The sequence below is a fragment of the Vibrio sp. AND4 genome (assembly GCF_000171815.1).
Taxonomy (GTDB): Bacteria; Pseudomonadota; Gammaproteobacteria; order Enterobacterales; family Vibrionaceae; genus Vibrio.
On record NZ_ABGR01000001.1, the window covers coordinates 186,499 to 207,097 of the forward strand.

Below are 20,599 nucleotides of genomic sequence, written 5' to 3' on the forward strand. Positions count from 1 at the left end.
TTTGTATTATTAGGCATATGTGTGAAATGGATTGGGTTTGACCCGTCAGATTTCTGCAACAAGTTTAAAAACTTGCCCTGTTTGGGTAAGTGGAAATAAGAATGAAATTTAGACCAGTGGTGAATAATGCGAGTTTAGGAAAAACTTAGTACTTGCTTAGGAAGTAGGAATAAAAGTATTAGCTGTGTAGGATAGAGAGGAAACTATTGTTTTAATTTTCTTATGTTCTAGCTAATTATTTCCGAGGATTAGGGGTTAATACATTAGTTTCAGAAATAAAAAATCCCTCTTGGAAGAGGGATTGATGGTCATCACAAGGGAAACTCGTTTTACTCGAAATCTATGCCGTTTTCTTTGTGTAGTCGTCGGCATGCTCGGCCGTCGCTGTGGAATAGGTGACAACGATGTGCTGGAATGCCAATCTTCAACTTGTCGCCAGGCTCAACTTGCAATGTATCTGGTTGGCGGTAAATAACGTCAGCATCTGCACCTTCAAGGTTGAGGTAGACCTGAGTCTCGTTACCCAGTTTCTCAACGATCATCACTTCACCGTCAATTGAAGCATCAGCGTCTGCTGCTTCAATTAGGTGCTCAGGGCGAACGCCAAGAGACATGCGATCACCACGGCTCACTGTCGTGCCATCTACTGGGATCCAGAAAGAAACGCCGTTAGAAAGCTGCACTTTTACGCGTTCTGCTTCAACTTCATCTATGAACACACTCATGAAGTTCATCTTTGGTGAGCCAATAAAGCCAGCAACAAAGCGGTTTTGTGGATAGTGGTAAAGCTCCAATGGTTTACCAACTTGTGAAACATAACCGCCGTCTAGCACCACAATCTTGTCAGCCATTGTCATGGCCTCGACCTGATCGTGAGTGACATAAATCATGGTACAGCCGAGCTGGCGTTGTAACCTTGTGATTTGCGCTCGCATGTTTACACGCAATGCCGCATCCAAGTTTGATAGTGGTTCATCAAGAAGGAAGACATCTGGTTGAGACACGAGTGTACGACCGATAGCAACACGCTGGCGTTGGCCACCAGAAAGTGCCTTTGGTTGACGCTCCAAAAGGTGGCCTAGCTGTAGGATTTCTGCTGCGTGTTCAACACGCTTGTCGATTTCTGCTTTGTCCGCTTTCGCCAGCTTGAGACCAAACGACATGTTGTCATAAAGATTTAGATGTGGGTAAAGCGCGTAAGACTGGAACACCATACCAACACCACGTTTGGATGGCTCTACGTCATTCATCCGCTGGTTGCCGATATACAAATCACCTGAGGTAATATCCTCAAGGCCAGCAATACAACGCAGCAAGGTAGATTTACCACAGCCGGATGGGCCGACGAATACAACGAATTCGCCCTCGTTGATCTCTAGGTCTACGTTCTTAGAAATCAGTACGTCGCCATAAGCTTTACAAACATTTTTTAACGTGACACTGGCCATGCAGTTCGTCCTCGATCAATTGTTATTATTCACCGCTCATCATAATATGAATTATCTAGCGAGCAGTGACATAAGGATTCGTTAAGTATTTGGTATTGTTGAGAAAATAGGGTAGTGCTGTAAATTTCCTGAACTGAGCACTACCCCCATGGCCTAATACGAGTCACTCTCCCCCACATGATTGGTGGTGTTTCCCCCGTGAAGAAATTACCACAAACAACACCAATCATATTTTTTGACTCGCCAGGCAATCAAAAACCAATAAATATTTTATCGATAGGATAGTTAATGATTAGAAAGGGTTCCTACCATCCATGCTTTGGACGAATGCAGTTTCTAAGATTGTGTTCATTGCTACATCCTCCTCATCGAAATTATTGCAGGGGGAGTAGGTGGGGAGGAGTAGTAAGGGGAGAGGAAAGGTGGAGTTGGGCAGAAATCACATAATTTAACGGCTTAAAGTTGAAACCGATCACAAGAAGTCTTCATTTTGTGATTTTAGTCGCTGACCCTTGGCGATTCAGATCACGAAAATACGCCATACTTGCGAGGGCGTAGAGAATAGGAGGATGAGAGGCAATCGATAATTTCAGATGATAGCTGTCGAAATACGGCTGAACCTCACTGGACGAGCCCTACATCAAAAATATAAAAGGATACGAACATGAAAAAATTGAGCGCTGTAGCACTTAGTAGCCTTATCGGTTTAGGTTCTTTTGGTGCGAATGCTGCCATCGAAGAAGGACAACTGACCATTTGGATCAATGGCGACAAGGGTTACAACGGTCTTGCAGAGGTGGGTAAGAAGTTTGAAGAAGACACTGGTATTAAAGTCACAGTGGCTCACCCAGACGGCCTTCAAGACAAGTTCCCTCAAACTGCAGCGACAGGTGATGGTCCTGACATCGTATTCTGGGCTCACGACCGTTTTGGTGGCTACGCAGAATCAGGGTTACTTGCTGAAGTTAAACCTTCTAAAGAAATCCAAGCAGGTATTGTTGATTTCGCATGGGATGCGGTGCGTTACGATGGCAAACTGATCGGTTACCCTGTAGCGGTTGAGTCTCTATCTTTAATCTACAACAAAGATCTTGTCCCAACACCACCTAAGACGTGGGAAGAAGTGGCAGCGCTGGATGCAAAACTCAAGCAAGATGGCAAGTCTGCGATCATGTGGAATCTAAAAGAACCTTACTTTACTTGGCCGTTAATGGCAGCTGATGGTGGCTACGCGTTTAAATACACAACTCAAGGTTACGACATCAAGGATGCAGGTGTCGCAAAAGAGGGCGTGAAAGACGCGATGAGCTTCGTGAAAGGACTAGTAGATAAAGGTGTAATCTCAGCAGATATGGATTACTCGGTCTCTGAGTCTGCGTTTAACCAAGGCACTGCAGCCATGACTATCAACGGTCCATGGTCTTGGGGCAACATCGAAAAATCTGGCATCAACTACGGTGTAACAACATTACCTAAGTTCCAAGGCCAGTCTTCTAAACCGTTTGTTGGAGTGCTCACTGCTGGTATCAGTACTGCGTCTCCGAATAAAGACCTAGCGGTAGAGTTCATTGAAAACTACCTGCTAACTAATGATGGTCTACGCATGGTTAACAACGACAAGCCACTTGGTGCCGTTGCCCTTAACTCGTTCCAAAAAGAGCTTGATTCAGACACTCGTATTGCCGCGACGATGGACAACGCGATGAACGGCGAAATCATGCCAAACATTCCGCAAATGAATGCATTTTGGGGAGCGACTAAGAACGCTATCATCAACGTTGTTGACGGTCGTCAAACGGTCGATGCGGCTCTAGCAGACGCTGAAAAACAAATGACTAAATAATTCAGTAATACCATTCTAAGGAGGGGGAGACTCCTCCTTACTTTTTCATGTTTCCCCTATACTCGCTAGCAGGTTCCCTATGCAGTCAGTTCAAGATACAGATGCTATGACAGCACCAGAAGCCAGCCTACCAAGCAGCAAAAAAGTGTTCACAAAATGGGCACTATTGGGCACAGTCGGCATTATTAACGGCTACGCAACGATTTTAATGTATTCTCGCGGTGAGATTGCGTTTGCATTACTTACTATCATTCTCACTGCTTTGGCGCTATACGTTTTTGGTAGTAAGAAAGCTTATGCTCACCGATATATCTACCCTGGTATTGCTGGGATGATTTTATTCATCCTATTTCCTTTGGCGTATACCGTTGGTCTAGCGTTTACTAATTACAGTGCGAAAAACCAGCTTTCTTTAGATCGTGCACAGACTGTACTGTTAAACAGAACTTATCAAAGTGGTGAAAGCTTCCCGTTCACTTTGTATAAGACAGAACAAGGTCACCAGATTGTCGTCAAAAAAGGCGACGAACTACTGGCCACACCGGTCTTCCAACTCGATGGCTTCTCGGCAACGGATCTTGATCTCGCGCCTATCACTGAAATTAAAGGTGAAAAAGAGCCAATCAAAATCATCGTTAAGAATCGTAGTGCCCTGAGTGGTGTTGACCTGCATCTTCCGAGTGGTGATGACATTCGTATGAGCGGTTTACGAAAGTTCGCAGCAGTGGTTCCACTGTACACGCTTCAAGACGATGGTGAATCAATATTCAATAATCGCACGCAAGAGCTACTGCGTCCAAATATGGACTTAGGTTATTACCAGCCAGTAGATGAAATCGGTCAGTTTGTTGGTGATACGGTTTCTCCTGGTTTCGTTGTAAACATCGGTACTGGCAACTTTGAGCGCGTTTGGAAAGATGATGGCATTAAAGAACCTTTCATCAGTATTTTCATTTGGACGGTTGTATTCTCAATTCTGACGGTTATGTTCACGTTAGTGATTGGTTTGGTTCTTGCGAGTGTGGTTCAGTGGGAGGAGCTTAAGGGCCGCGCAGTTTATCGAGTGCTGCTGATTCTGCCTTATGCGGTTCCGGCATTTATCTCAATCCTGATCTTTAAAGGTCTCTTCAACCAAAGTTTTGGCGAAATCAACATGGTATTAAACGCCATCTTTGGCATCAGTCCATCTTGGTTCTCTGACCCATTATTAGCCAAGACCATGGTGATGATTGTGAACACTTGGCTTGGTTTCCCTTACATGATGATTTTGTGTATGGGCCTTCTAAAAGCGATTCCAGACGACCTTTACGAAGCCTCCGCCATTGATGGTGCGAATTTTGTTCAGAATTTCACTAAAGTGACTTTACCAATGATGATTAAACCTTTGACTCCACTACTGATTGCGAGCTTTGCGTTTAACTTTAACAACTTCGTTATGATTCAGCTATTGACTGGCGGTGGTCCAAACATGATTGGTACCTCTGAGCCAGCGGGCTACACTGATCTACTTGTGAGTTACACGTACCGTATTGCATTTGAAGGGGCAGGTGGTCAGGACTTCGGTCTCGCAAGTGCAATTGCAACGCTTATCTTCCTGTTGGTTGGCGCGCTAGCACTGCTGAACCTTCGTTTCACCAAGCTATCTCAGGACTAAGGAGCAACGACCATGGCTATTGTGCAAGGTAAATCTTTAAAGTACCGAGTCTGGGCGACCCATATTGCTCTTTGGGCTTTCCTGTCACTTATCATTTTTCCACTATTGATGATCATTGCGATTTCATTCCGTGAGGGTAACTTTGCGACGGGGAGCTTGATTCCTGACAACCCATCGCTAGAACACTGGAAGCTTGCATTAGGCTTCTCGGTAACAAATGCAGATGGATCGGTCACCCCTCCTCCATTCCCGGTACTGACTTGGCTCTGGAATTCGGTAAAAGTTGCTGGAATTACCTCAATTCTTATTGTGGCCTTGTCTACCACATCGGCATACGCGTTTGCTCGTTTGCGTTTCAAAGGCAAAAATACCATTTTGAAAGCGATGATGATTTTTCAAATGTTCCCAGCAGTGCTCGCTCTGGTGGCTTTGTACGCATTGTTTGACAAGCTAGGGCAGTACATTCCTTTCCTTGGCTTGAACACCCATGGTGGTCTGATCTTCTCCTACTTGGGGGGTATCGCGTTGCACGTTTGGACGATTAAAGGCTATTTTGAGACGATTGATAACTCGTTAGAAGAAGCCGCAGCATTGGATGGCGCAACGCCGTGGCAAGCTTTCCGGTTGGTATTACTGCCACTATCCGTGCCGATTCTTGCCGTAGTGTTTATCCTGTCATTTATCGGCGTTGTTGGTGAGGTACCAGTCGCATCTCTATTACTTTCTGATGTTGACTCTTACACTTTAGCCGTTGGTATGCAGCAGTACTTATATCCTCAAAACTATCTATGGGGTGACTTCGCAGCAGCAGCAGTACTATCTGCACTACCAATTACAATCGTATTCTTACTCGCACAACGTTGGTTGGTCGGTGGTCTGACGGCTGGTGGGGTGAAAGGGTAATCTCTATTGGTTTTTGAGAGAGAAAGAATAACAACGAGAGGGCGACCATATGGTCGTCTTTGTTTTTAGCATCGATATTATCACTCTGGTTTGGCTGCCGATCCGTGATATCAGGCTATTTTGGCGTTACGCACAGATCGTCGGTCAAAACTCACGGCTAGAAGGTGCACAGCCAACATATTGGAGCAGTGTGTACAAACTCTCTTGCTGTAATGCGACGCGTCGGAAAAGATCGGCAAATGTGTTATCACCACCAAAACAGGTTTGAATGTAGTGGTTAATTTCGTCCTCTTTATAACCCTCTACATACATGGTGCGTACCCACTGATATTCGACCGCTTTTAAATTAGTCAACGTGGGTTCGCTTAATGTGGTCTCTTTTAATTTCAAGATACGAACTCTGTTCAATGCCAAAAATTGAAGGAGGATTTAATCAAACCAAAGTGAAATATTTATGACAATTAGAGTCGTGTATGAAGTGGATGACAGAATCATGACATTGTGACCACCCATTATCTGTCATTTCTTTCTCCGTTGTTACAGATTTTAGACCGCTAAACCACAGTGGATGCTGTGGTTTAGCGTTTAAATTACAATGTTGCTGGTGGTAAATCAGGACTTGGTGCTTGAGCTTTTTTGCGAACCTTAATTTGCGATAAGATAACGCCAGAGATCACCAACATGCCGCCGATGATATGGTAAACATGCACTTCCTCACCGAGCATGGACGAAGCGAGAGCAACAGATACGACCGGCATCAGGTTCATAAACATCGCGCTTGAATCAGCTCCAATTAAATCAATCGCTTTCACCCACATTAAGGGCGCAAAAATAGACGCAGCAATACCAGCATAGGCAATCAAAGGTAACGCGCTTTGGCTTGGTAGAAGTTGCTCGCTGCTCAGCCACAAGGGGGTCAGCATGATCAGTGTGAAAAAGCCCTGCATATATACCAATGTCATGCTGTTGAAAGGCATCTTCCAGCGTTTCAGCAACACACAGTAAATCGCATAACTGAGTGCAGCCAGAAGCATTAGGCTGTCACCTTGCGTTATATCTTGATGCAAGAAGTAGGCGATGTCACCGTGACCCAGCATAAACGCCAAACCGCCTAATGAAATTACACCACCTGCCACGCTTAACATGGAAATCGACTTACCCAATAAAGGCACACTTAAGAAAACACTGAACAAAGGGACGAGAGAGGTAATCAGCGCCATATTAGAAGCGGTTGTCGTCAAGCCTGCGTAATACCCTAGGGATTGGTTTAGTACCATGCCTAACAGCGCCAGGAATGCTAACTTCGCGAGGTATGGGCGAATAACATGACGTTGTTTAATCACTGCGGGCAAGCAGAATGGCGTCAGAATAACCATAGCGAGAAACCAACGGTAGAAGCTCATGGCACTTGGCTCGATGGCACTTGCAGCCATTTTATTTACGATGGAATTCCCACCCCAAATCATGACAGTAAAAAATGGGAGCAAATATACCATGGAGACCTCTTTGCGGAATAATGAATGGCGCCAGTTTGACAGGTCTTTATAATGGAATGTATCTCTTGAAAGACATCGTAAGCGATAGGAAGACAAATTTGCAAAAGAGCAAGAGGATTATTCACCCATCATTATCAATTGACATTGCACCATCAGATTTCTTTATGAATTTTGAGGCTTTCCTGTCGAATACGGAAACTCGTGTTCACAGTCATCCATGGGGGCAGGTTCAGTTGATCAGTGGCGGCATTCTGGAAATCAATGCGGAAGACACGCGTTTCTTAGCACCACCTCATCTCGCGATATGGGTGCCTGCAGGTATTCGTCATACCAGTTATAACCGTAAACCATTGGAGTATTGCTCTTTAAACATCGATCCTAAATTGACTCAGAACTTCCCATCCAAAACCAGTTTGATCAAAGTCACCCCCATTGTTTCGGCCGTTGTGGAAGACTTTCGTCAGCGTGATATCAATGTCGCTAAAAGCGAAGAGGATACGCGCCTTGTTCAAGTCTTGCTGGATCAATTAGGCAAACAAGAAGTTGAGCATCACTTCTTACCAACAACGGACAACAAGTATTTAGCGCCTATCTTAAAAGCGGTAGAGCAAGCTCCAACCGATGAAATCAGTTTGGGAGATTGGGCTGAGAGAGTTCACACCACAGAGCGCACGTTAGCTCGCCATTGCCAAAGCGAATTGGGGATGAGCTTTACAGAGTGGCGACTCAGAGTACGCTATTTGTATTCGATGGAGTTATTAAGAAAAGGGCAGACAGTCAAAGAAGTGGCACTGACGTTGGGTTACAACCAGGCTAGTCCTTTTATTGCCATGTTCAAGAAATACTCCGGCATCACACCGGAGCAATACAAGAATCGCCTACTTTAGTTGAGTCAGGACGTAGTCTAAACCGCCGATAATAGCAGCCACTTGAGCGTCGTTGCACTCTTCGTCTGTGACTTTCGGGCTGTCTGGGTAAACTTCTGTTGTGGTGCCGTAAGTACAGTTGGTGACGCCGCCACATAGGCCTAGTTTCACCATTGGGTAATTAATCACACCAAACTGTACCACTGGTGAGCCGATGATCTCACCCTGGTCGTCTGCTGGTGCTATGTGAGTCACTTTTGCGACGGATTCAATGACGGCTTTTTGGAAGTCTGGTTGCGGGTTTTCCGTGTCACCTACTGTGTAGAAACCGTCAGGGATTATGCCTTCGATGTATTCAACACCATCACGCGCGGCAAGTGCAGGGCGGAATTCGGTCTCATCGCTATCAGTGGTTTCATGTAGGTCGATGTGCATCAGAACATCACCTAATGTTGAAACGAGATTGATTAAGTTGGCTGATTCTTCCGCTGGGCTGTCTGCATAGAAAGAGCGATTTGGGTCAATTGCATTTGGATTCCAGCGATTAATGACTTCATAGCCCCAAGGGCTTACACAGGGTGCAACCACAATATTAAAGTGCTCCGCATAACGCTCTGCTTGTGTTTCAACAAACTTCAACGCACCGTGAACGCCACTTGTCTCGTAGCCATGAACGCCACCTGTAACCAAAACAACAGGCTTGGCAGCGTCCCAGTTGCGAGTCTTAATACAAAATAGAGGGAAGCGTGCTTCGTCGTAAGAAAGTACGCCATATTGATCAACATCAAAACGTGCTTGTAGGGCATCGATTTTAGTGACCACTTCTTGTTGGTAGCTACGTTTTACCTCACGTTGCATGCACCAAGCTTTACGTTCTGCTTCTCCCCATGGCTGGCCTAGGGTACCGATTGGGTAAGTGTATCTGCTTTTCATCTATACTCTTCTTTTGAGTGCTTGAAAGATAAGACAAGACTAGTCTTCTCTAAAAGCGACGGCAACAGAAAACACGATTTGTGGTTTTATTCTTTGTTAAATCATAACTTTGCTGAGTGATTTAATAGTGTTACATTCTGTTACTTATTCAATCCCATAAAAGAGGCAAATAAATGGCTGGAGCAAGTTTACTAACACTGTTGGATGACATTGCTGCTGTATTGGATGATGTTGCTTTGATGTCTAAGGTGGCGGCAAAAAAAACGGCAGGTGTACTGGGTGACGATTTGGCACTCAATGCGCAACAGGTGTCGGGTGTTGTGGCAGAACGCGAAATTCCAGTGGTGTGGGCGGTAGCCAAAGGATCGCTCAAGAACAAGCTGATTTTAGTACCTTCAGCGCTGTTAATCAGTGCTTTTATTCCATGGCTGATTATGCCATTGCTCTTAATTGGTGGTTTGTTTCTCTGCTTTGAAGGAGCGGAGAAGATTTTAGAAAAACTCTTTCCTCATGCGCACCAGCATGAAGAGAAAGAGGAGCAGGTCAACGTCGGTGAATCGGTAGAAGAATACGAAAAAAGAAAAGTGGCTGGCGCGATTCGTACAGACTTTATCCTCTCTGCAGAAATAATCGTCATTGCCCTGGGGACGGTGACGGGGTCGAGTATCGTCACTCAAGTCCTAGTGGTGAGTTTTATCGCAGTGCTAATGACAATTGGTGTGTACGGTTTAGTTGCAGGTATCGTTAAGCTTGATGATCTCGGCTTCTATTTTGAGCGCACATCAAATGGCAAAGGTCTAAAGGCGTGGTTAGGGGGTGTTCTTGTCGCGTTTGCCCCTAAATTAATGAAGACGCTGACGGTTGTGGGAACTGCTGCGATGTTCCTAGTGGGGGGCGGTATTATTGTGCATAACGTGCCTGCCATTCATCACTTGATCGAACCCATTATCATGGGCTTCCATGGTCATACCCTTGCGACGGCGATCGTGCCGATATTGCTCAATGGGGTGATTGGCGTGATTGCTGGCTTGGTTGTGGTCGCTGTTTGGAGTGTGATAGAGAAGGTTCGTGGTAAATAACGACTCAACAGACACTAGACTGCACTCTCGAGGTTTATAGAAACCAAAACAAAGGGGCATGCCTTCTTATATCGAATATAGTGGCATGCCCTTTTCATTTCGCGAAGGTGATTACTTCACTTCCCACTCAATCTTTTCATTTGCGCGAATAGGTACAACGATGTCGTTACCAAATGGCATTGTCTCTGGTACGTCCCAAGATGCTTTTTCTAGGGTTACGCTGTCTGTATTACGAGCTATTCCGTAAAAATCTGGTCCATTTAAGCTTGCAAACGCTTCTAGATTTTCCAGTTTGCCGGCTTTCTCAAACACTTCTGCGTACAATTCTAATGCAGCGTGTGCTGTATAAGAACCTGCGCAGCCACAAGCCGACTCTTTTGCGCCTTTTGCGTGTGGTGCTGAATCTGTACCTAAAAAGAACTTGCTGCTGCCGCTCGTTGCTGCCTCAATAAGCGCTTGCTGGTGGGTATTACGCTTAAGAATCGGTAGACAGTAGAAATGTGGCTTAATACCGCCCACAAGCATGTGGTTACGGTTAAACAGCAGGTGGTGAGCAGTAATGGTTGCTGCAACGTTATCAGATGCGCTCTTAACGAAATTTGCAGCATCGGTCGTTGTGATGTGTTCTAGAACGATTTTTAGGTTAGGGAAGTCGTTGACGATAGGAGCAAGAACCGTGTCCAGGAATTCCTTCTCACGGTCGAAGATATCAACATGGTTATGAGTCACTTCACCATGCACCAAAAGCAGCATACCAACTTCTTCCATCGCCTCGAATACGTGGTAGATGTTCTTTGCGTCGGTTACGCCAGAATCAGAATTGGTGGTTGCGCCTGCTGGGTAGAGTTTTGCAGCAACGATTTTGCCTGTTGCTTTGGCCGCACGAATTTCGTCTGGTGTGGTGTTGTCGGTAAGGTATAGCGCCATGAGAGGCTCAAATTGCTCGCCATGTTGCTCAGCAAGGATTCGGTCTCGATAGGCGAGTGCCATTTCAGTATTGGTCACGGGTGGGACGGTGTTTGGCATGATCAGTGCACGACCGTTGTAACGGCTTATATCGCGAACGGTATCTTTGAGAACTTCACCATCGCGTAAGTGAACGTGCCAATCGTCAGGACGAGTTATAGTCAGTGTTGTCATTAATTGCTCCCACCATTAAAAAATTATGCTTGGAGCCTAAACGCTGCATTTACCTCAAGAGCAAACGCTTGCGCTTAGGCGACAGGATGATAGTGGAATTGTTGTTCCATTTCACCCCATTTCTCACATTTCTTTACGGTGGGAGCTCAGTTAGTTACTTAACTGTCAACCAAAGCGCGTGAATTGTGCCCGGTAGGAAGAAGAAGAAAGTCAGGATCAGGTTAATGAAGAAGTCTTTTTCTAGACCTTTTTTCATGTAAACCGCCACTGGTGGAAGGAAGATACAAAGTAGAATGAGGATCAGTTTATCATTATCCATGGTCTATGCTCCGGATAGGTTATTTATTAGTGCTAAAAACGGGGGCGAATTATGTGCTCTATACCAGGCCGGGGCAATCTTGATTCCGTCAATACTGTGCAAATTTCTAGGCGGTTATTCACAAAATGTGATTCACTGACACATATTGTGAGAGACGGGTAATGAAGACTTATCGATGTAACACGTATAAATTTACGCTTTTTACCTACTTGGGTTTGGGTCACCAAGCTTATGGAGATATGATAGTAGAACCATTAAAAAGTACCTGTAGGAAGTAGGTTATGTCGCAATCAGTGTTGTCCCAAATAAATGTTTTTCCAGTGAAATCTGTCGGAGGTGTCAGCTTATCTTCGGCTTGGGTAGAAAAACAAGGGCTAAGTTTTGATCGTCGATTTATGATTGCGACGTCAGATGGTTCAATGGTGACGGCACGAAAATTCCCGCAAATGGTGACGATTAAATCAGCGTTGTTGCCAGATGGTGTGGTGTTTACCAGCCTTGGGGAAGAGCCATTAACGATCCGCTATCAAGACTTCAAAATGCAGGAAGCACCCGCAACGGTCTGGAAAGACAGTTTTACGGCCTACACCACCACTGACGAGGCGGATGATTGGTTCAGTAAAGTATTGGGACTTCGTGTTGAGTTGCTTTTCACGGGCGAGCAATCAAATCGTGTAAGAGACAAGTTGGGTCACAACGTCAGCTTTGCCGATGGTTATCCAGTACTCGTTATCAGCGAAGCATCACTGGAGGAGCTGAACCGCAGAAGTGCTGAACAGCACTCAATGGACCAATTTCGAACCAACCTAGTCGTTTCTGATACCACGCCATTTGAAGAAGATACATGGAAACGCATTCGTATTGGTGAAGTCGAGTTTGAATCAGTGAAGCCTTGTGAGCGTTGTATTCTCACCACGGTTAATACCCAGCGAGGCACTTTTCGAGAAAGTAAAGAACCACTTAAAACACTGCAAGAGTTCCGTGCAAATGAGCGTGGCGGCGTGTTTTTTGGTCAAAATCTTGTTGCCCTTAACCAAGGTATTATCCGTTCAGGTGACCATGTTGAGGTTTTGGAATACAAGGAACCAGAGTTCTACCCTGACAATTCTCCCAAACGAATGACGTTGACCTGCGTTGAACGGGAGGAGATCGCGCGTGACTTTGTTACCTTATGGCTTGAGCCAAGAGAGGGACAATTGCCGACATATCTGCCGGGGCAGCATCTTCCTATTGTAGTGGAGGTTGATGGGCAGACCATTGGGCGTCGTTACACGCTCTCTTCAAGTCCATCCCGCCCAGGCCGTTACGCAATTTCCGTCAAGCGTGTTTCTGGTGGGCGCGTATCCAACGCTTTACTTGATAACCTGCAAATAGGGGATGTTTTAGAAGCCGAAACACCCGATGGTCAATTTCATCTAAAAGCGCACGCTGTGCAACCTTTGCTCTTGATGTCTGCTGGTAGCGGCGTCACGCCAATGCTATCTATGGTTCGGTACTTAGCGGATCACAATCAACTTGATGACGTGGTGTTCTACCATCAATGCAGTAGTGAGATTGATATCCCGTGTAAAGATGAGCTAAATGAATTAAAACGTCAGAATCCGGGCTTAGATGTGAAAATATGTTTAACCCAGCCTTCAATTGATTGGTTTGGCCTGAAAGGGCGTGTCAGTTTATCTCATATCAAGCAAATCAAGGATGTGGAACACCGCCAAGTGTTTGTCTGTGGTCCTGATGGTTTTATGCAAAAGGCGAAAAACCTACTGCTAAAGAAAGGGCTTCCAGAAGGCAATTACCATCAAGAAGCATTTGGCGTTGCGATGGCAGCAGCCAAGCCAGAGAAAAGTGTTGAGATTGAGTTTAACGGCGTTAAGTGGATGGGCAATAACCAACAAACGTTACTTGAGCAAGTTGAAAATGCAGGTAAGCATATCACTAACAGTTGTCGTGCCGGCTTGTGCGGCGCTTGTGAGGTTCAATTGGAATCAGGGCTGGTTGATCATCCGGACTTGCCGGCGCTAAGTGCAGAAGAACGAGCGATGGGTAAAGTATTAGCATGTTGCGCTATTCCACAAACAGACGTAACACTCAAAGATTAAATCGTCATACCAATCATTACTCAATGAAAACGCCGCGAATTGAGCGGCGTCTTTCTTATCTGGTGCAGAGTGATTTCACAATCGACCCACACTGACTAACAGCGTAATTTAGTCATAGATCGTTGGGATTGGTTGACGTTTGTGCTGAGTCATTTTGTAGATAGCTACAAGACGGTCGCTTACCTCTTGAGATACAGGTTTGCCCTCTAGGAAGTCATCGATCTGATCGTAAGTTAGGCTCAGTGCGTCTTCGTCAGCTTTTTGTGGCGCAAGTTCTTCCAAGTCTGCGGTTGGTACTTTCTTTACAAGCTGCTCAGGCGCACCGAGTGTTGCCGCAACTTCACGAACTTGGCGTTTACTTAAGCCAAACAGTGGGGCCATGTCGCATGCACCGTCACCAAACTTGGTGTAAAAACCGGTGATGTTTTCTGCTGAGTGGTCAGTACCAAGAACGAGGCCACCGACGTATCCAGCGATTTCATATTGAGCCACCATGCGAGCACGTGCTTTTACGTTGCCTTTGACGAAATCAACTTTTGCGGCATCAGTTGGCAGAAGCCCAGAGCCTTGCAATGCGACGTGAGAAGCGCCATGAAGACCATCTACACCAGCTTTGATGTTAACCGATACTGAATGTGTTGGCTGGATAAAGTCCAGCGCAAGCTGCGCTTCGTCTTCATCCTTTTGCTCACCGTAAGGCAGGCGGACGGCGATAAATTGGTACTTAGTGTCGCCAGTTTCTTCATTGAGTTGGTCCACGGCCAGCTGTGCCAAACGACCACACGTTGTTGAGTCAACGCCGCCGCTGATACCAAGAACAAGAGCCTTGCAGCCAGCATTTTGCAATTTGCGTTTAATAAAAGCGACGCGGCGTTCAATTTCGAAATGTGAGTCGATAGAGGGGAGTACTCGCATTTCATCGCGGATGGATTGTTCCATTTAGGTTTCCTTTTCCTACAAATAGGTTTGACACAAATAGTATTACACCGAAGCAACTTTAAACCAAGACACCCTCGTCAAATCACAAGTCTCAGGCTTATTTGGGTACAGTGATCGCTCAGATATATTAGATTCATACTGCTTGAGAGGTTTATCGTTCACAAATGATGAGAAAATGGTCATTTGATATCAATAAACGTCGCATTGGTGTCAAAAAGCGCTAAAGATTAGTAGTATCATACCGAATCCATTGGATTAGAAAACTCTCTTTAACCGGGTAATCATTAGATATGAAAAAACTTGCCGTTTTTGGCAGCGCATTTAACCCTCCAAGCTTGGGCCACAAGAGTGTCATTGAGTCACTGAGTCACTTTGATCTTGTGCTTCTGGAACCAAGCATTGCACACGCTTGGGGCAAAGATATGTTGGATTATCCAATACGGTGCAAACTGGTTGATGCCTTTATTAGTGACTTGGGGCTTTCTAATGTTCAACGATCAGACGCTGAGCAAGCTTTACACCAACCGGGACAAAGTGTCACCACTTTTGAACTATTGGAAAAAACTCAAGAAATCTACACGCATGCCGACATAACTTTCGTCATTGGCCCTGATAATTTCTTTAAATTTGCTAAATTTTATAGAGCAGATGAGATTATGGAGCGTTGGACTGTAATGGCGTGTCCCGAGAGGGTCAAAATTAGAAGTACGGACATTCGCGATGCACTGGCAAAAGGAAAAGACGTCAGCTCGTTCACAACATCAGGTGTTGGTGAACTATTGCGAAGTGAAGGTTTATACAAGTAAGCATAATTTGAATACGAGAGGTCAGGCTTTTCATGGTTAAAATTGTGGTATCTAGTACATGTGCGCTGCTCGTAGCAACACAAGCTCACGCTGCATGTCACTATTTGCCTGATCGGTCCGTCGTATTTGCAGATAACACCATGCAAATCTGCGAGGATACTTTTGATAGCATTAGCATTCTTGGTATCGACACTCGCGACTGGTATATCACTGGCAAATCAGTGGAAAGTCCAATAAGCAGTCACTGGGAACATAGTTACTGGGAACAGTGGGCAATTCGGTCGGAAGACACGCCCGTTCTCACTCAAAATCTTGAGAACAGCTATTTTGGTTTAGGGCTTTGGATGCCAGAGGAGTTGCGTGAAGAAGAAGAGAAAATGAGCGCTGAAGAGTGGCTAAAAAATCATGGTTTGATGTTCAGTGTTGGTTTTGGGGATAAGCAAGATGGTGAACCAAGAATGCGTTTTGATTATCGTTGGCATGAATACTACGATGCTGATTGGATGATGCAGATTGAAGTTCCGTTTTAAAATGACTCAATGCTAAAAGCACGTAAAGGTGCTCGGTCGTTTTCTTCCCATTGATTGCACTACTTAAAGTGCTTCTCCGAACACAAGGAAGCATAGCTGCTCGTATTCCCCCAAATTGTTGTCGAATAATTTGGCCACTATTTCTGATTGTTTCTTACCAGAAAGCTTCATCTTACGTGCTTCTCTCATTGTCAGAACCAAACAAAGTTCGATAGAAACTCGTGACTCACAACCCGGTGTCCATTGGTTAATGGAATCGGTTAGAGCTGAGCGAGTCAGTGCGGGTTTTAGCGTCAGTACTTCGTGCCGAACAACCGCTAGTAAATTCAATTGATGTTCACTGCGTGCTTTGGTCGTTACTAATTTTTCAATAAGCGCTGACAGTAAAGCCGATGGCTCCACGTAGCCTGCTTGTTGAGGAAATACGTCAGTTAAACGCACAGAAAAAGCACAACGAGTTACTCGTGTGTTGGGTAAAAAGGTGAGTGCGCTCAAACATCCCTGAGGAATCCAGAAGTGCTGCCCCGGTTCAATGGCATACTCATGTTTACCCAGTTTAATGAGCGCCAAACCTTCTACTACGGATAGTAAGCTATGTTTTAGTGCCTTTTTACGCGCAGCAACATTAAGAAAAGGGTAATTAGCGTCGTGAAATTCTATTGCGTAGTTCATTGTGGATACCAGAGTTCTTGAGGCGCTAAGGGTAACGCTAAACCTCTAAATTGCCAACCGGGTAACAGAGTTTTTTACTAATAGGAATGATAATGTTACTGGTATGACCATGTTAAAAGTATGGTCTGAAATGCTGCGGCTTGGCGAAACAATGCGTAAGATGTGCAAGCTTTTTTTGAAATGAATTAAATAATGACTGCCAATACTGATCCCTATATTGAAATCCGTCCATACAACGACGAAGAAATTCCAGCAGCGCTGGACCGCCTGATCAAAGACGATGAATTCATCAGTGCGATTTTAGACCATCGCTTTGAAAACAGAGCTGCGTGGTTCAAAACACTTATGAGTCCTATTATCCGTGTCTACTTAAAAGCGAAGTGGAGTAAACTGGATTCTGTGGAATCGATACAGTTAGAGGTTAAGAAATACCTTCAAGATACGCTAAATCGAACCACCGACGGAGTGACGTTTTCGGGCTTGGACAAATTGGATAAGAATACGTCTTACTTGTTTGTTTCCAATCACCGTGATATCGCGATGGATCCTGCGCTGGTGAATTTCGGTTTACATCAAACGGAGCATCGAACCGTAAGAATTGCGATTGGTGATAACTTACTTAAGAAGCCATGTGCCACTGAGTTAATGCGACTCAATAAGAGCTTTATCGTGAAACGTTCAGCGAAAGCACCGCGTGAAATGATGAAAGCATTGAGTTTATTGTCTAGTTACATTAAGCACTCTTTAGATACTGGGAACTCCATTTGGATTGCACAAAAAGAAGGTCGTGCGAAAGACGGCAATGATTTTACCGATCCTGCAATCCTAAAAATGTTTCATGTAGAAGGGCGTAAACAAAAAATTAGCTTTGGTGAATACACGCGTTCACTCAAGATTGTGCCGGTGTCTATCGCTTATCAAAATGATCCTTGTGACATTGCAAAAGCCAAAGAACTGTATGAAAAAGCAGAAAATGGCAGCTATAGGAAAGGTGAGTTTGAAGACATTGAAAGCATCATTCAAGGCATTGTAGGCTACAAAGGCAAAGTGCATGTTGCATTTGGTGATGTAATAGATCAAGAGTTCGCAACGCCGGATGAGTTAGCGAATGAAATCGATCGCCAAATCCACAATAATTACCGTGTCTTCCCAATCAACTTGCTGGCTGCAGGTCGCGAAGATCAATCAATTACTGAATCGGTAAAAACTGAGTTGCAACAGAAGCTTGAACAGTTGCCAGTTGGTGCACATAGCTATTTAGTTGCCAGTTATGCAAACCCAGTAAACAACCAAGAGTAATCCCGTAGTGTCCATTACGCCAAGGTGGTGGACATTAACAGCGAGGGGCAAGGTTTCATCGGAATTTATCTCAGGCGTGCATTATTGTTAGATTCTACCTCTGTTCCTCTTGTTATGCTGAGTTCATACCATTAAATTGAGTGTCTTTGGAAATATTCCTATCTTAAGGTGCAACCGCGCCACCCAAGGTTAAGTTTGTTGGCCATTTTGTCACTCTATTCCCTCCCAAGAAAATATTGCCTTTCACTGTCATGGTGTCAGGAAATGCCGTGAGCTTTGAGCCGCCTATATAAAGGTTACCATCCACCACTAAGCCTTCTGGAAGTTCTTTTAACGGTGTTCGGATGACGCTTAAATCCCCTTTTACTCTCAGTCTTGCAGGTAAACTTATCAGCTGCGTATCGGTAAGATTTAAATAGCCACCCAGTTTGACACCATTCGGCCAGCGATCAATTTTACTGCCAAGTAAGTTTGCGTAACCTTTAATTTTAATACCAGGTCTTACCGTCTTGAGGGCACTGTTTGTTGCTTCGAGGCTGCCTCGTATGTCTAGCCCCTTAGGAAGTTTAGTAATTGGTGTCTGTGAGATATTGAGGTTTCCCTTAACGAGCAAACCGCTAGGGATTGAAGTATAGGGTTTATTACGCAGGTCGATATTGCCGTAGTTGTCGGTATGTCCGAACTTGGCATAATAATTAAGCTCATAGGCGGCGATAGTGGTAGAGAAAGTCGTCAGAGCGAGAAAGAGGGTGAGAATGCGCATGACCATCACAACGGTTGATAAAATCATGCAAAGAATAACGTAAAGCGTCTCTCGTCGCTACATCGACATTCAATAAGAATATGAGATGCAGCCAAGAACTCAATACGCATCTTTGTTAAGATATTAGGGCTTGATTAAGGAAAATATTCATGAATTTAAAGTCGATTGCATTTTTGGTAGCAAGTACCGCGTTGGCGTTTCCAAGTGTGGTAATAGCGAAAATTTACAGCACGCCAGATACCCAAGCATTAGTTATCGCCAACGGAAAACTGGGGCAGCGCATTTGCTACTACGAAGACAAAGCATACACATTCGGTGCCGTGTTAAATGTCGAGGGTGTGCTACTTATGTGCACTGACGAGAATGACTTTGAAAATAATAGTGCCCTGAAGTGGGTTGTGCTTCAACAAGATAAAAAATAGCAACGGTGAAAGTTGTTCAAAAAAGCGAGCTATATACTCGCTTTACCTATTTACAATGGAACATTGACCATCGGATGAAATATCCTGATTAACGCGCCAGAGAGCGAGTCTTAAGCTCAAATATCAGCTTTTCTGCACTGACTTCAAACTTAAATCGGGCCGTTAGCTCTCTCGATTCCTCTGTTAGCTCTGAAACATTGTACTCGACGGCAGGACATACTGCCGTTGCCATTTCGATGTATTTCGCCAACTCAGTTTCTAACACTGCTTTAGTTTCTGCGAAAATCGTTACATCGGCCACATCATCACCTTCTTTGATGATAAAACCCATTTCACCAGCGCAACCACAAGTTTCACATACTTGGTTTTGTTCTAATTCAGTACTCATAACGAATCCTCTTATAAAAACTAAGGGTATTCTATCAGGTATTTGATCTCTATCTACAAAAATGAATGATTTTGGATAAAAAAAGCGCGGTATGTTATGTTGTTAATGAGGTTTAATTAAATTTATTAGAATTTACTTAATAAAATTAGTGTGATATGTATCAATATTTAATGTCAATTAACCTATATATTTGAGAGAATTTTGTCAGGTTAGTTGAACTGGTGCTTATTTTATAAGACTATTTCCAGATTAATTATTTTTACATAATTATCATTCTTGGCCAGTAAATATTTGAGACGAATAGATTGGTGTAAAGTTTTGATGGAGTGGACTTTTCGCCATATTTTGAGTCACATTTACTGATATAAATGTTACTACAATTGCACGTTACGCAGTGCAGTTTAGTTTTGATTGCTGCCTTAATTTTTATGTCAAGAACATACAGTTCATGACGCTAAGGATGATTTTCATTCTGGTCTCATTTAATAGTGAGTTAGATGGATTTACAAAGAGAAGAGCTTAAAATATGCCAAAGCGTAGTAAAGAAGATACCGAAATCACTATCCAGAAGATAATGGATGCCGTTGTTGATCAGCTTCTGAGACTTGGTTATGACAAAATGTCTTACACCACATTAAGTCAACAGACTGGTGTGTCGCGTACAGGTATTAGTCACCATTTTCCTAAGAAAACGGACTTTACCGCCGCGCTAGACGGTCGCATCTTCAAAATGTTCGTCGAGCATCTAGAATTTGATAAAGGTCTGGAGGCGTTTTCTAATAGTTGGATTAAGGCTATAGAAGATACGGAATTCCTAGCGATTTTACGTTTGTTGTTCCACCATATTGTCACTACAGAAAGTGCACATGAGTTTGCGGCAAACGGCATTGATCGTCTGTACAAAATGGCTGATAGTCAATTTGGAACAGGGAGCGATAAAGAGTTGGAGTGGTTGATTGGCCGTTCGTTAATTCAAATGAGCAAATAACACGAAAACATT

General features: G+C 44.3%; 21 protein-coding genes. 11 read left to right on the plus strand and 10 right to left on the minus strand.

Annotated elements, in window-relative coordinates; translation table 11 throughout:
- Window positions 1–329: 329 nt before the first annotated feature.
- Complete coding sequence (malK, locus tag AND4_RS00720) at window positions 330–1,448, minus strand: maltose/maltodextrin ABC transporter ATP-binding protein MalK (RefSeq protein WP_009840946.1); 1,119 nt, start codon at window positions 1,446–1,448, stop codon at window positions 330–332.
- 664 nt (window positions 1,449–2,112) lie between these two features.
- On the opposite strand from malK, the gene malE reads away from it, so the two are divergent.
- From malE to malG, 3 genes are all read left to right on the plus strand, one after another.
- On the plus strand, window positions 2,113–3,291 hold the full coding sequence (gene malE / locus AND4_RS00725; RefSeq protein WP_009840947.1) for a maltose/maltodextrin ABC transporter substrate-binding protein MalE: 1,179 nt from the start codon (window positions 2,113–2,115) through the stop codon (window positions 3,289–3,291).
- Window positions 3,292–3,370: 79 nt separating this feature from the next.
- Entirely contained in the window at window positions 3,371–4,945 is a 1,575-nt protein-coding gene (gene malF / locus AND4_RS00730) for a maltose ABC transporter permease MalF (RefSeq protein ID WP_009840948.1), read from the plus strand.
- Window positions 4,946–4,957: 12 nt separating this feature from the next.
- Window positions 4,958–5,848: a maltose ABC transporter permease MalG gene (malG, locus tag AND4_RS00735; protein ID WP_009840949.1), complete on the plus strand. Its 891-nt coding sequence runs from the start codon at window positions 4,958–4,960 to the stop codon at window positions 5,846–5,848.
- Window positions 5,849–5,992: 144 nt separating this feature from the next.
- Here malG and AND4_RS00740 read toward each other — a convergent pair whose 3' ends face one another.
- Together AND4_RS00740 and AND4_RS00745 are read right to left on the minus strand one after the other, a co-directional pair.
- Complete coding sequence (locus tag AND4_RS00740) at window positions 5,993–6,238, minus strand: hypothetical protein (RefSeq protein WP_009840950.1); 246 nt, start codon at window positions 6,236–6,238, stop codon at window positions 5,993–5,995.
- Between the two features lie 200 nt (window positions 6,239–6,438).
- Window positions 6,439–7,344, minus strand: coding sequence for a DMT family transporter (locus AND4_RS00745; RefSeq protein WP_009840951.1), 906 nt, complete (start codon window positions 7,342–7,344; stop codon window positions 6,439–6,441).
- Between the two features lie 98 nt (window positions 7,345–7,442).
- Here AND4_RS00745 and AND4_RS00750 point away from each other — a divergent pair, with 98 nt between their 5' ends.
- Window positions 7,443–8,231: a helix-turn-helix transcriptional regulator gene (locus AND4_RS00750; RefSeq protein ID WP_083796258.1), complete on the plus strand. Its 789-nt coding sequence runs from the start codon at window positions 7,443–7,445 to the stop codon at window positions 8,229–8,231.
- On the opposite strand, the gene AND4_RS00755 is transcribed toward AND4_RS00750, so the two are convergent.
- Window positions 8,223–9,143 carry a M14 family metallocarboxypeptidase gene (locus AND4_RS00755; RefSeq protein ID WP_009840953.1) on the minus strand — a complete coding sequence of 307 codons (921 nt, stop codon included), beginning with the start codon at window positions 9,141–9,143 and terminating at the stop codon, window positions 8,223–8,225. The genes AND4_RS00750 and AND4_RS00755 overlap by 9 nt on opposite strands.
- 173 nt (window positions 9,144–9,316) lie before the next feature.
- On the opposite strand from AND4_RS00755, the gene AND4_RS00760 reads away from it, so the two are divergent.
- The gene (locus AND4_RS00760) at window positions 9,317–10,222 is read left to right on the plus strand and encodes a DUF808 domain-containing protein (RefSeq protein ID WP_009840954.1); all 906 of its coding nucleotides are present in this window, start codon (window positions 9,317–9,319) and stop codon (window positions 10,220–10,222) included.
- 111 nt (window positions 10,223–10,333) lie between these two features.
- On the opposite strand, the gene pyrC is transcribed toward AND4_RS00760, so the two are convergent.
- Both pyrC and AND4_RS19335 read right to left on the minus strand, forming a co-directional pair.
- Window positions 10,334–11,362 (minus strand): dihydroorotase, encoded by a 1,029-nt coding sequence (gene pyrC, locus AND4_RS00765; RefSeq protein ID WP_009840955.1) that lies wholly within the window; start codon window positions 11,360–11,362, stop codon window positions 10,334–10,336.
- 154 nt (window positions 11,363–11,516) lie between these two features.
- Window positions 11,517–11,681, minus strand: coding sequence for a YqaE/Pmp3 family membrane protein (locus AND4_RS19335; RefSeq protein ID WP_009840956.1), 165 nt, complete (start codon window positions 11,679–11,681; stop codon window positions 11,517–11,519).
- A gap of 281 nt (window positions 11,682–11,962) precedes the next feature.
- Here AND4_RS19335 and AND4_RS00775 point away from each other — a divergent pair, with 281 nt between their 5' ends.
- Window positions 11,963–13,780 (plus strand): hybrid-cluster NAD(P)-dependent oxidoreductase, encoded by a 1,818-nt coding sequence (locus AND4_RS00775; protein WP_009840957.1) that lies wholly within the window; start codon window positions 11,963–11,965, stop codon window positions 13,778–13,780.
- Window positions 13,781–13,888: 108 nt separating this feature from the next.
- On the opposite strand, the gene nadE is transcribed toward AND4_RS00775, so the two are convergent.
- The gene (gene nadE, locus AND4_RS00780; protein ID WP_009840958.1) at window positions 13,889–14,719 is read right to left on the minus strand and encodes an ammonia-dependent NAD(+) synthetase; all 831 of its coding nucleotides are present in this window, start codon (window positions 14,717–14,719) and stop codon (window positions 13,889–13,891) included.
- Window positions 14,720–15,009: 290 nt separating this feature from the next.
- On the opposite strand from nadE, the gene AND4_RS00785 reads away from it, so the two are divergent.
- Both AND4_RS00785 and AND4_RS00790 read left to right on the plus strand, forming a co-directional pair.
- Window positions 15,010–15,525, plus strand: a complete 516-nt coding sequence (locus AND4_RS00785; RefSeq protein ID WP_009840959.1) for a nicotinate-nicotinamide nucleotide adenylyltransferase — start codon at window positions 15,010–15,012, stop codon at window positions 15,523–15,525.
- 32 nt (window positions 15,526–15,557) lie between these two features.
- Window positions 15,558–16,055 carry a hypothetical protein gene (locus tag AND4_RS00790; RefSeq protein WP_009840960.1) on the plus strand — a complete coding sequence of 166 codons (498 nt, stop codon included), beginning with the start codon at window positions 15,558–15,560 and terminating at the stop codon, window positions 16,053–16,055.
- Between the two features lie 63 nt (window positions 16,056–16,118).
- On the opposite strand, the gene AND4_RS00795 is transcribed toward AND4_RS00790, so the two are convergent.
- Entirely contained in the window at window positions 16,119–16,727 is a 609-nt protein-coding gene (locus AND4_RS00795) for a hypothetical protein (RefSeq protein WP_009840961.1), read from the minus strand.
- Between the two features lie 192 nt (window positions 16,728–16,919).
- On the opposite strand from AND4_RS00795, the gene AND4_RS00800 reads away from it, so the two are divergent.
- A complete protein-coding gene (locus tag AND4_RS00800; RefSeq protein WP_009840962.1) occupies window positions 16,920–18,026 on the plus strand; it encodes a 1-acyl-sn-glycerol-3-phosphate acyltransferase in 1,107 nt (368 codons plus the stop codon).
- Between the two features lie 163 nt (window positions 18,027–18,189).
- Here the strand turns inward: AND4_RS00800 and AND4_RS00805 are convergent, their stop codons facing one another.
- A complete protein-coding gene (locus AND4_RS00805) occupies window positions 18,190–18,789 on the minus strand; it encodes a hypothetical protein (protein WP_043991407.1) in 600 nt (199 codons plus the stop codon).
- A 149-nt stretch (window positions 18,790–18,938) separates the two neighbouring features.
- Between AND4_RS00805 and AND4_RS00810 the strand changes: the two genes are divergently transcribed.
- Complete coding sequence (locus AND4_RS00810; protein WP_009840964.1) at window positions 18,939–19,211, plus strand: YnjH family protein; 273 nt, start codon at window positions 18,939–18,941, stop codon at window positions 19,209–19,211.
- Between the two features lie 88 nt (window positions 19,212–19,299).
- Here AND4_RS00810 and AND4_RS00815 read toward each other — a convergent pair whose 3' ends face one another.
- The gene (locus tag AND4_RS00815) at window positions 19,300–19,599 is read right to left on the minus strand and encodes a YfcZ/YiiS family protein (RefSeq protein ID WP_009840965.1); all 300 of its coding nucleotides are present in this window, start codon (window positions 19,597–19,599) and stop codon (window positions 19,300–19,302) included.
- A 526-nt stretch (window positions 19,600–20,125) separates the two neighbouring features.
- Here AND4_RS00815 and AND4_RS00820 point away from each other — a divergent pair.
- Entirely contained in the window at window positions 20,126–20,587 is a 462-nt protein-coding gene (locus AND4_RS00820) for a TetR/AcrR family transcriptional regulator (protein WP_009840966.1), read from the plus strand.
- Window positions 20,588–20,599: the final 12 nt, after the last annotated feature.

What these genes read in the sequence shown, in the direction of transcription:
- malG (WP_009840949.1), top strand. Translation starts at nt 4,958, where the DNA reads ATGGCTATTGTGCAAGGTAAATCTTTAAAGTACCGAGTCTGGGCGACC.
- AND4_RS19335 (WP_009840956.1), bottom strand. Translation starts at nt 11,681, where the DNA reads ATGGATAATGATAAACTGATCCTCATTCTACTTTGTATCTTCCTTCCA.
- AND4_RS00795 (WP_009840961.1), bottom strand. Translation starts at nt 16,727, where the DNA reads ATGAACTACGCAATAGAATTTCACGACGCTAATTACCCTTTTCTTAAT.
- malE (WP_009840947.1), top strand. Translation starts at nt 2,113, where the DNA reads ATGAAAAAATTGAGCGCTGTAGCACTTAGTAGCCTTATCGGTTTAGGT.
- AND4_RS00810 (WP_009840964.1), top strand. Translation starts at nt 18,939, where the DNA reads ATGAATTTAAAGTCGATTGCATTTTTGGTAGCAAGTACCGCGTTGGCG.
- AND4_RS00785 (WP_009840959.1), top strand. Translation starts at nt 15,010, where the DNA reads ATGAAAAAACTTGCCGTTTTTGGCAGCGCATTTAACCCTCCAAGCTTG.
- AND4_RS00815 (WP_009840965.1), bottom strand. Translation starts at nt 19,599, where the DNA reads ATGAGTACTGAATTAGAACAAAACCAAGTATGTGAAACTTGTGGTTGC.
- AND4_RS00805 (WP_043991407.1), bottom strand. Translation starts at nt 18,789, where the DNA reads ATGCGCATTCTCACCCTCTTTCTCGCTCTGACGACTTTCTCTACCACT.
- AND4_RS00760 (WP_009840954.1), top strand. Translation starts at nt 9,317, where the DNA reads ATGGCTGGAGCAAGTTTACTAACACTGTTGGATGACATTGCTGCTGTA.
- pyrC (WP_009840955.1), bottom strand. Translation starts at nt 11,362, where the DNA reads ATGACAACACTGACTATAACTCGTCCTGACGATTGGCACGTTCACTTA.
- AND4_RS00755 (WP_009840953.1), bottom strand. Translation starts at nt 9,143, where the DNA reads ATGAAAAGCAGATACACTTACCCAATCGGTACCCTAGGCCAGCCATGG.
- malK (WP_009840946.1), bottom strand. Translation starts at nt 1,448, where the DNA reads ATGGCCAGTGTCACGTTAAAAAATGTTTGTAAAGCTTATGGCGACGTA.
- AND4_RS00800 (WP_009840962.1), top strand. Translation starts at nt 16,920, where the DNA reads ATGACTGCCAATACTGATCCCTATATTGAAATCCGTCCATACAACGAC.
- AND4_RS00775 (WP_009840957.1), top strand. Translation starts at nt 11,963, where the DNA reads ATGTCGCAATCAGTGTTGTCCCAAATAAATGTTTTTCCAGTGAAATCT.
- AND4_RS00790 (WP_009840960.1), top strand. Translation starts at nt 15,558, where the DNA reads ATGGTTAAAATTGTGGTATCTAGTACATGTGCGCTGCTCGTAGCAACA.
- AND4_RS00745 (WP_009840951.1), bottom strand. Translation starts at nt 7,344, where the DNA reads ATGGTATATTTGCTCCCATTTTTTACTGTCATGATTTGGGGTGGGAAT.
- malF (WP_009840948.1), top strand. Translation starts at nt 3,371, where the DNA reads ATGCAGTCAGTTCAAGATACAGATGCTATGACAGCACCAGAAGCCAGC.
- AND4_RS00820 (WP_009840966.1), top strand. Translation starts at nt 20,126, where the DNA reads ATGCCAAAGCGTAGTAAAGAAGATACCGAAATCACTATCCAGAAGATA.
- nadE (WP_009840958.1), bottom strand. Translation starts at nt 14,719, where the DNA reads ATGGAACAATCCATCCGCGATGAAATGCGAGTACTCCCCTCTATCGAC.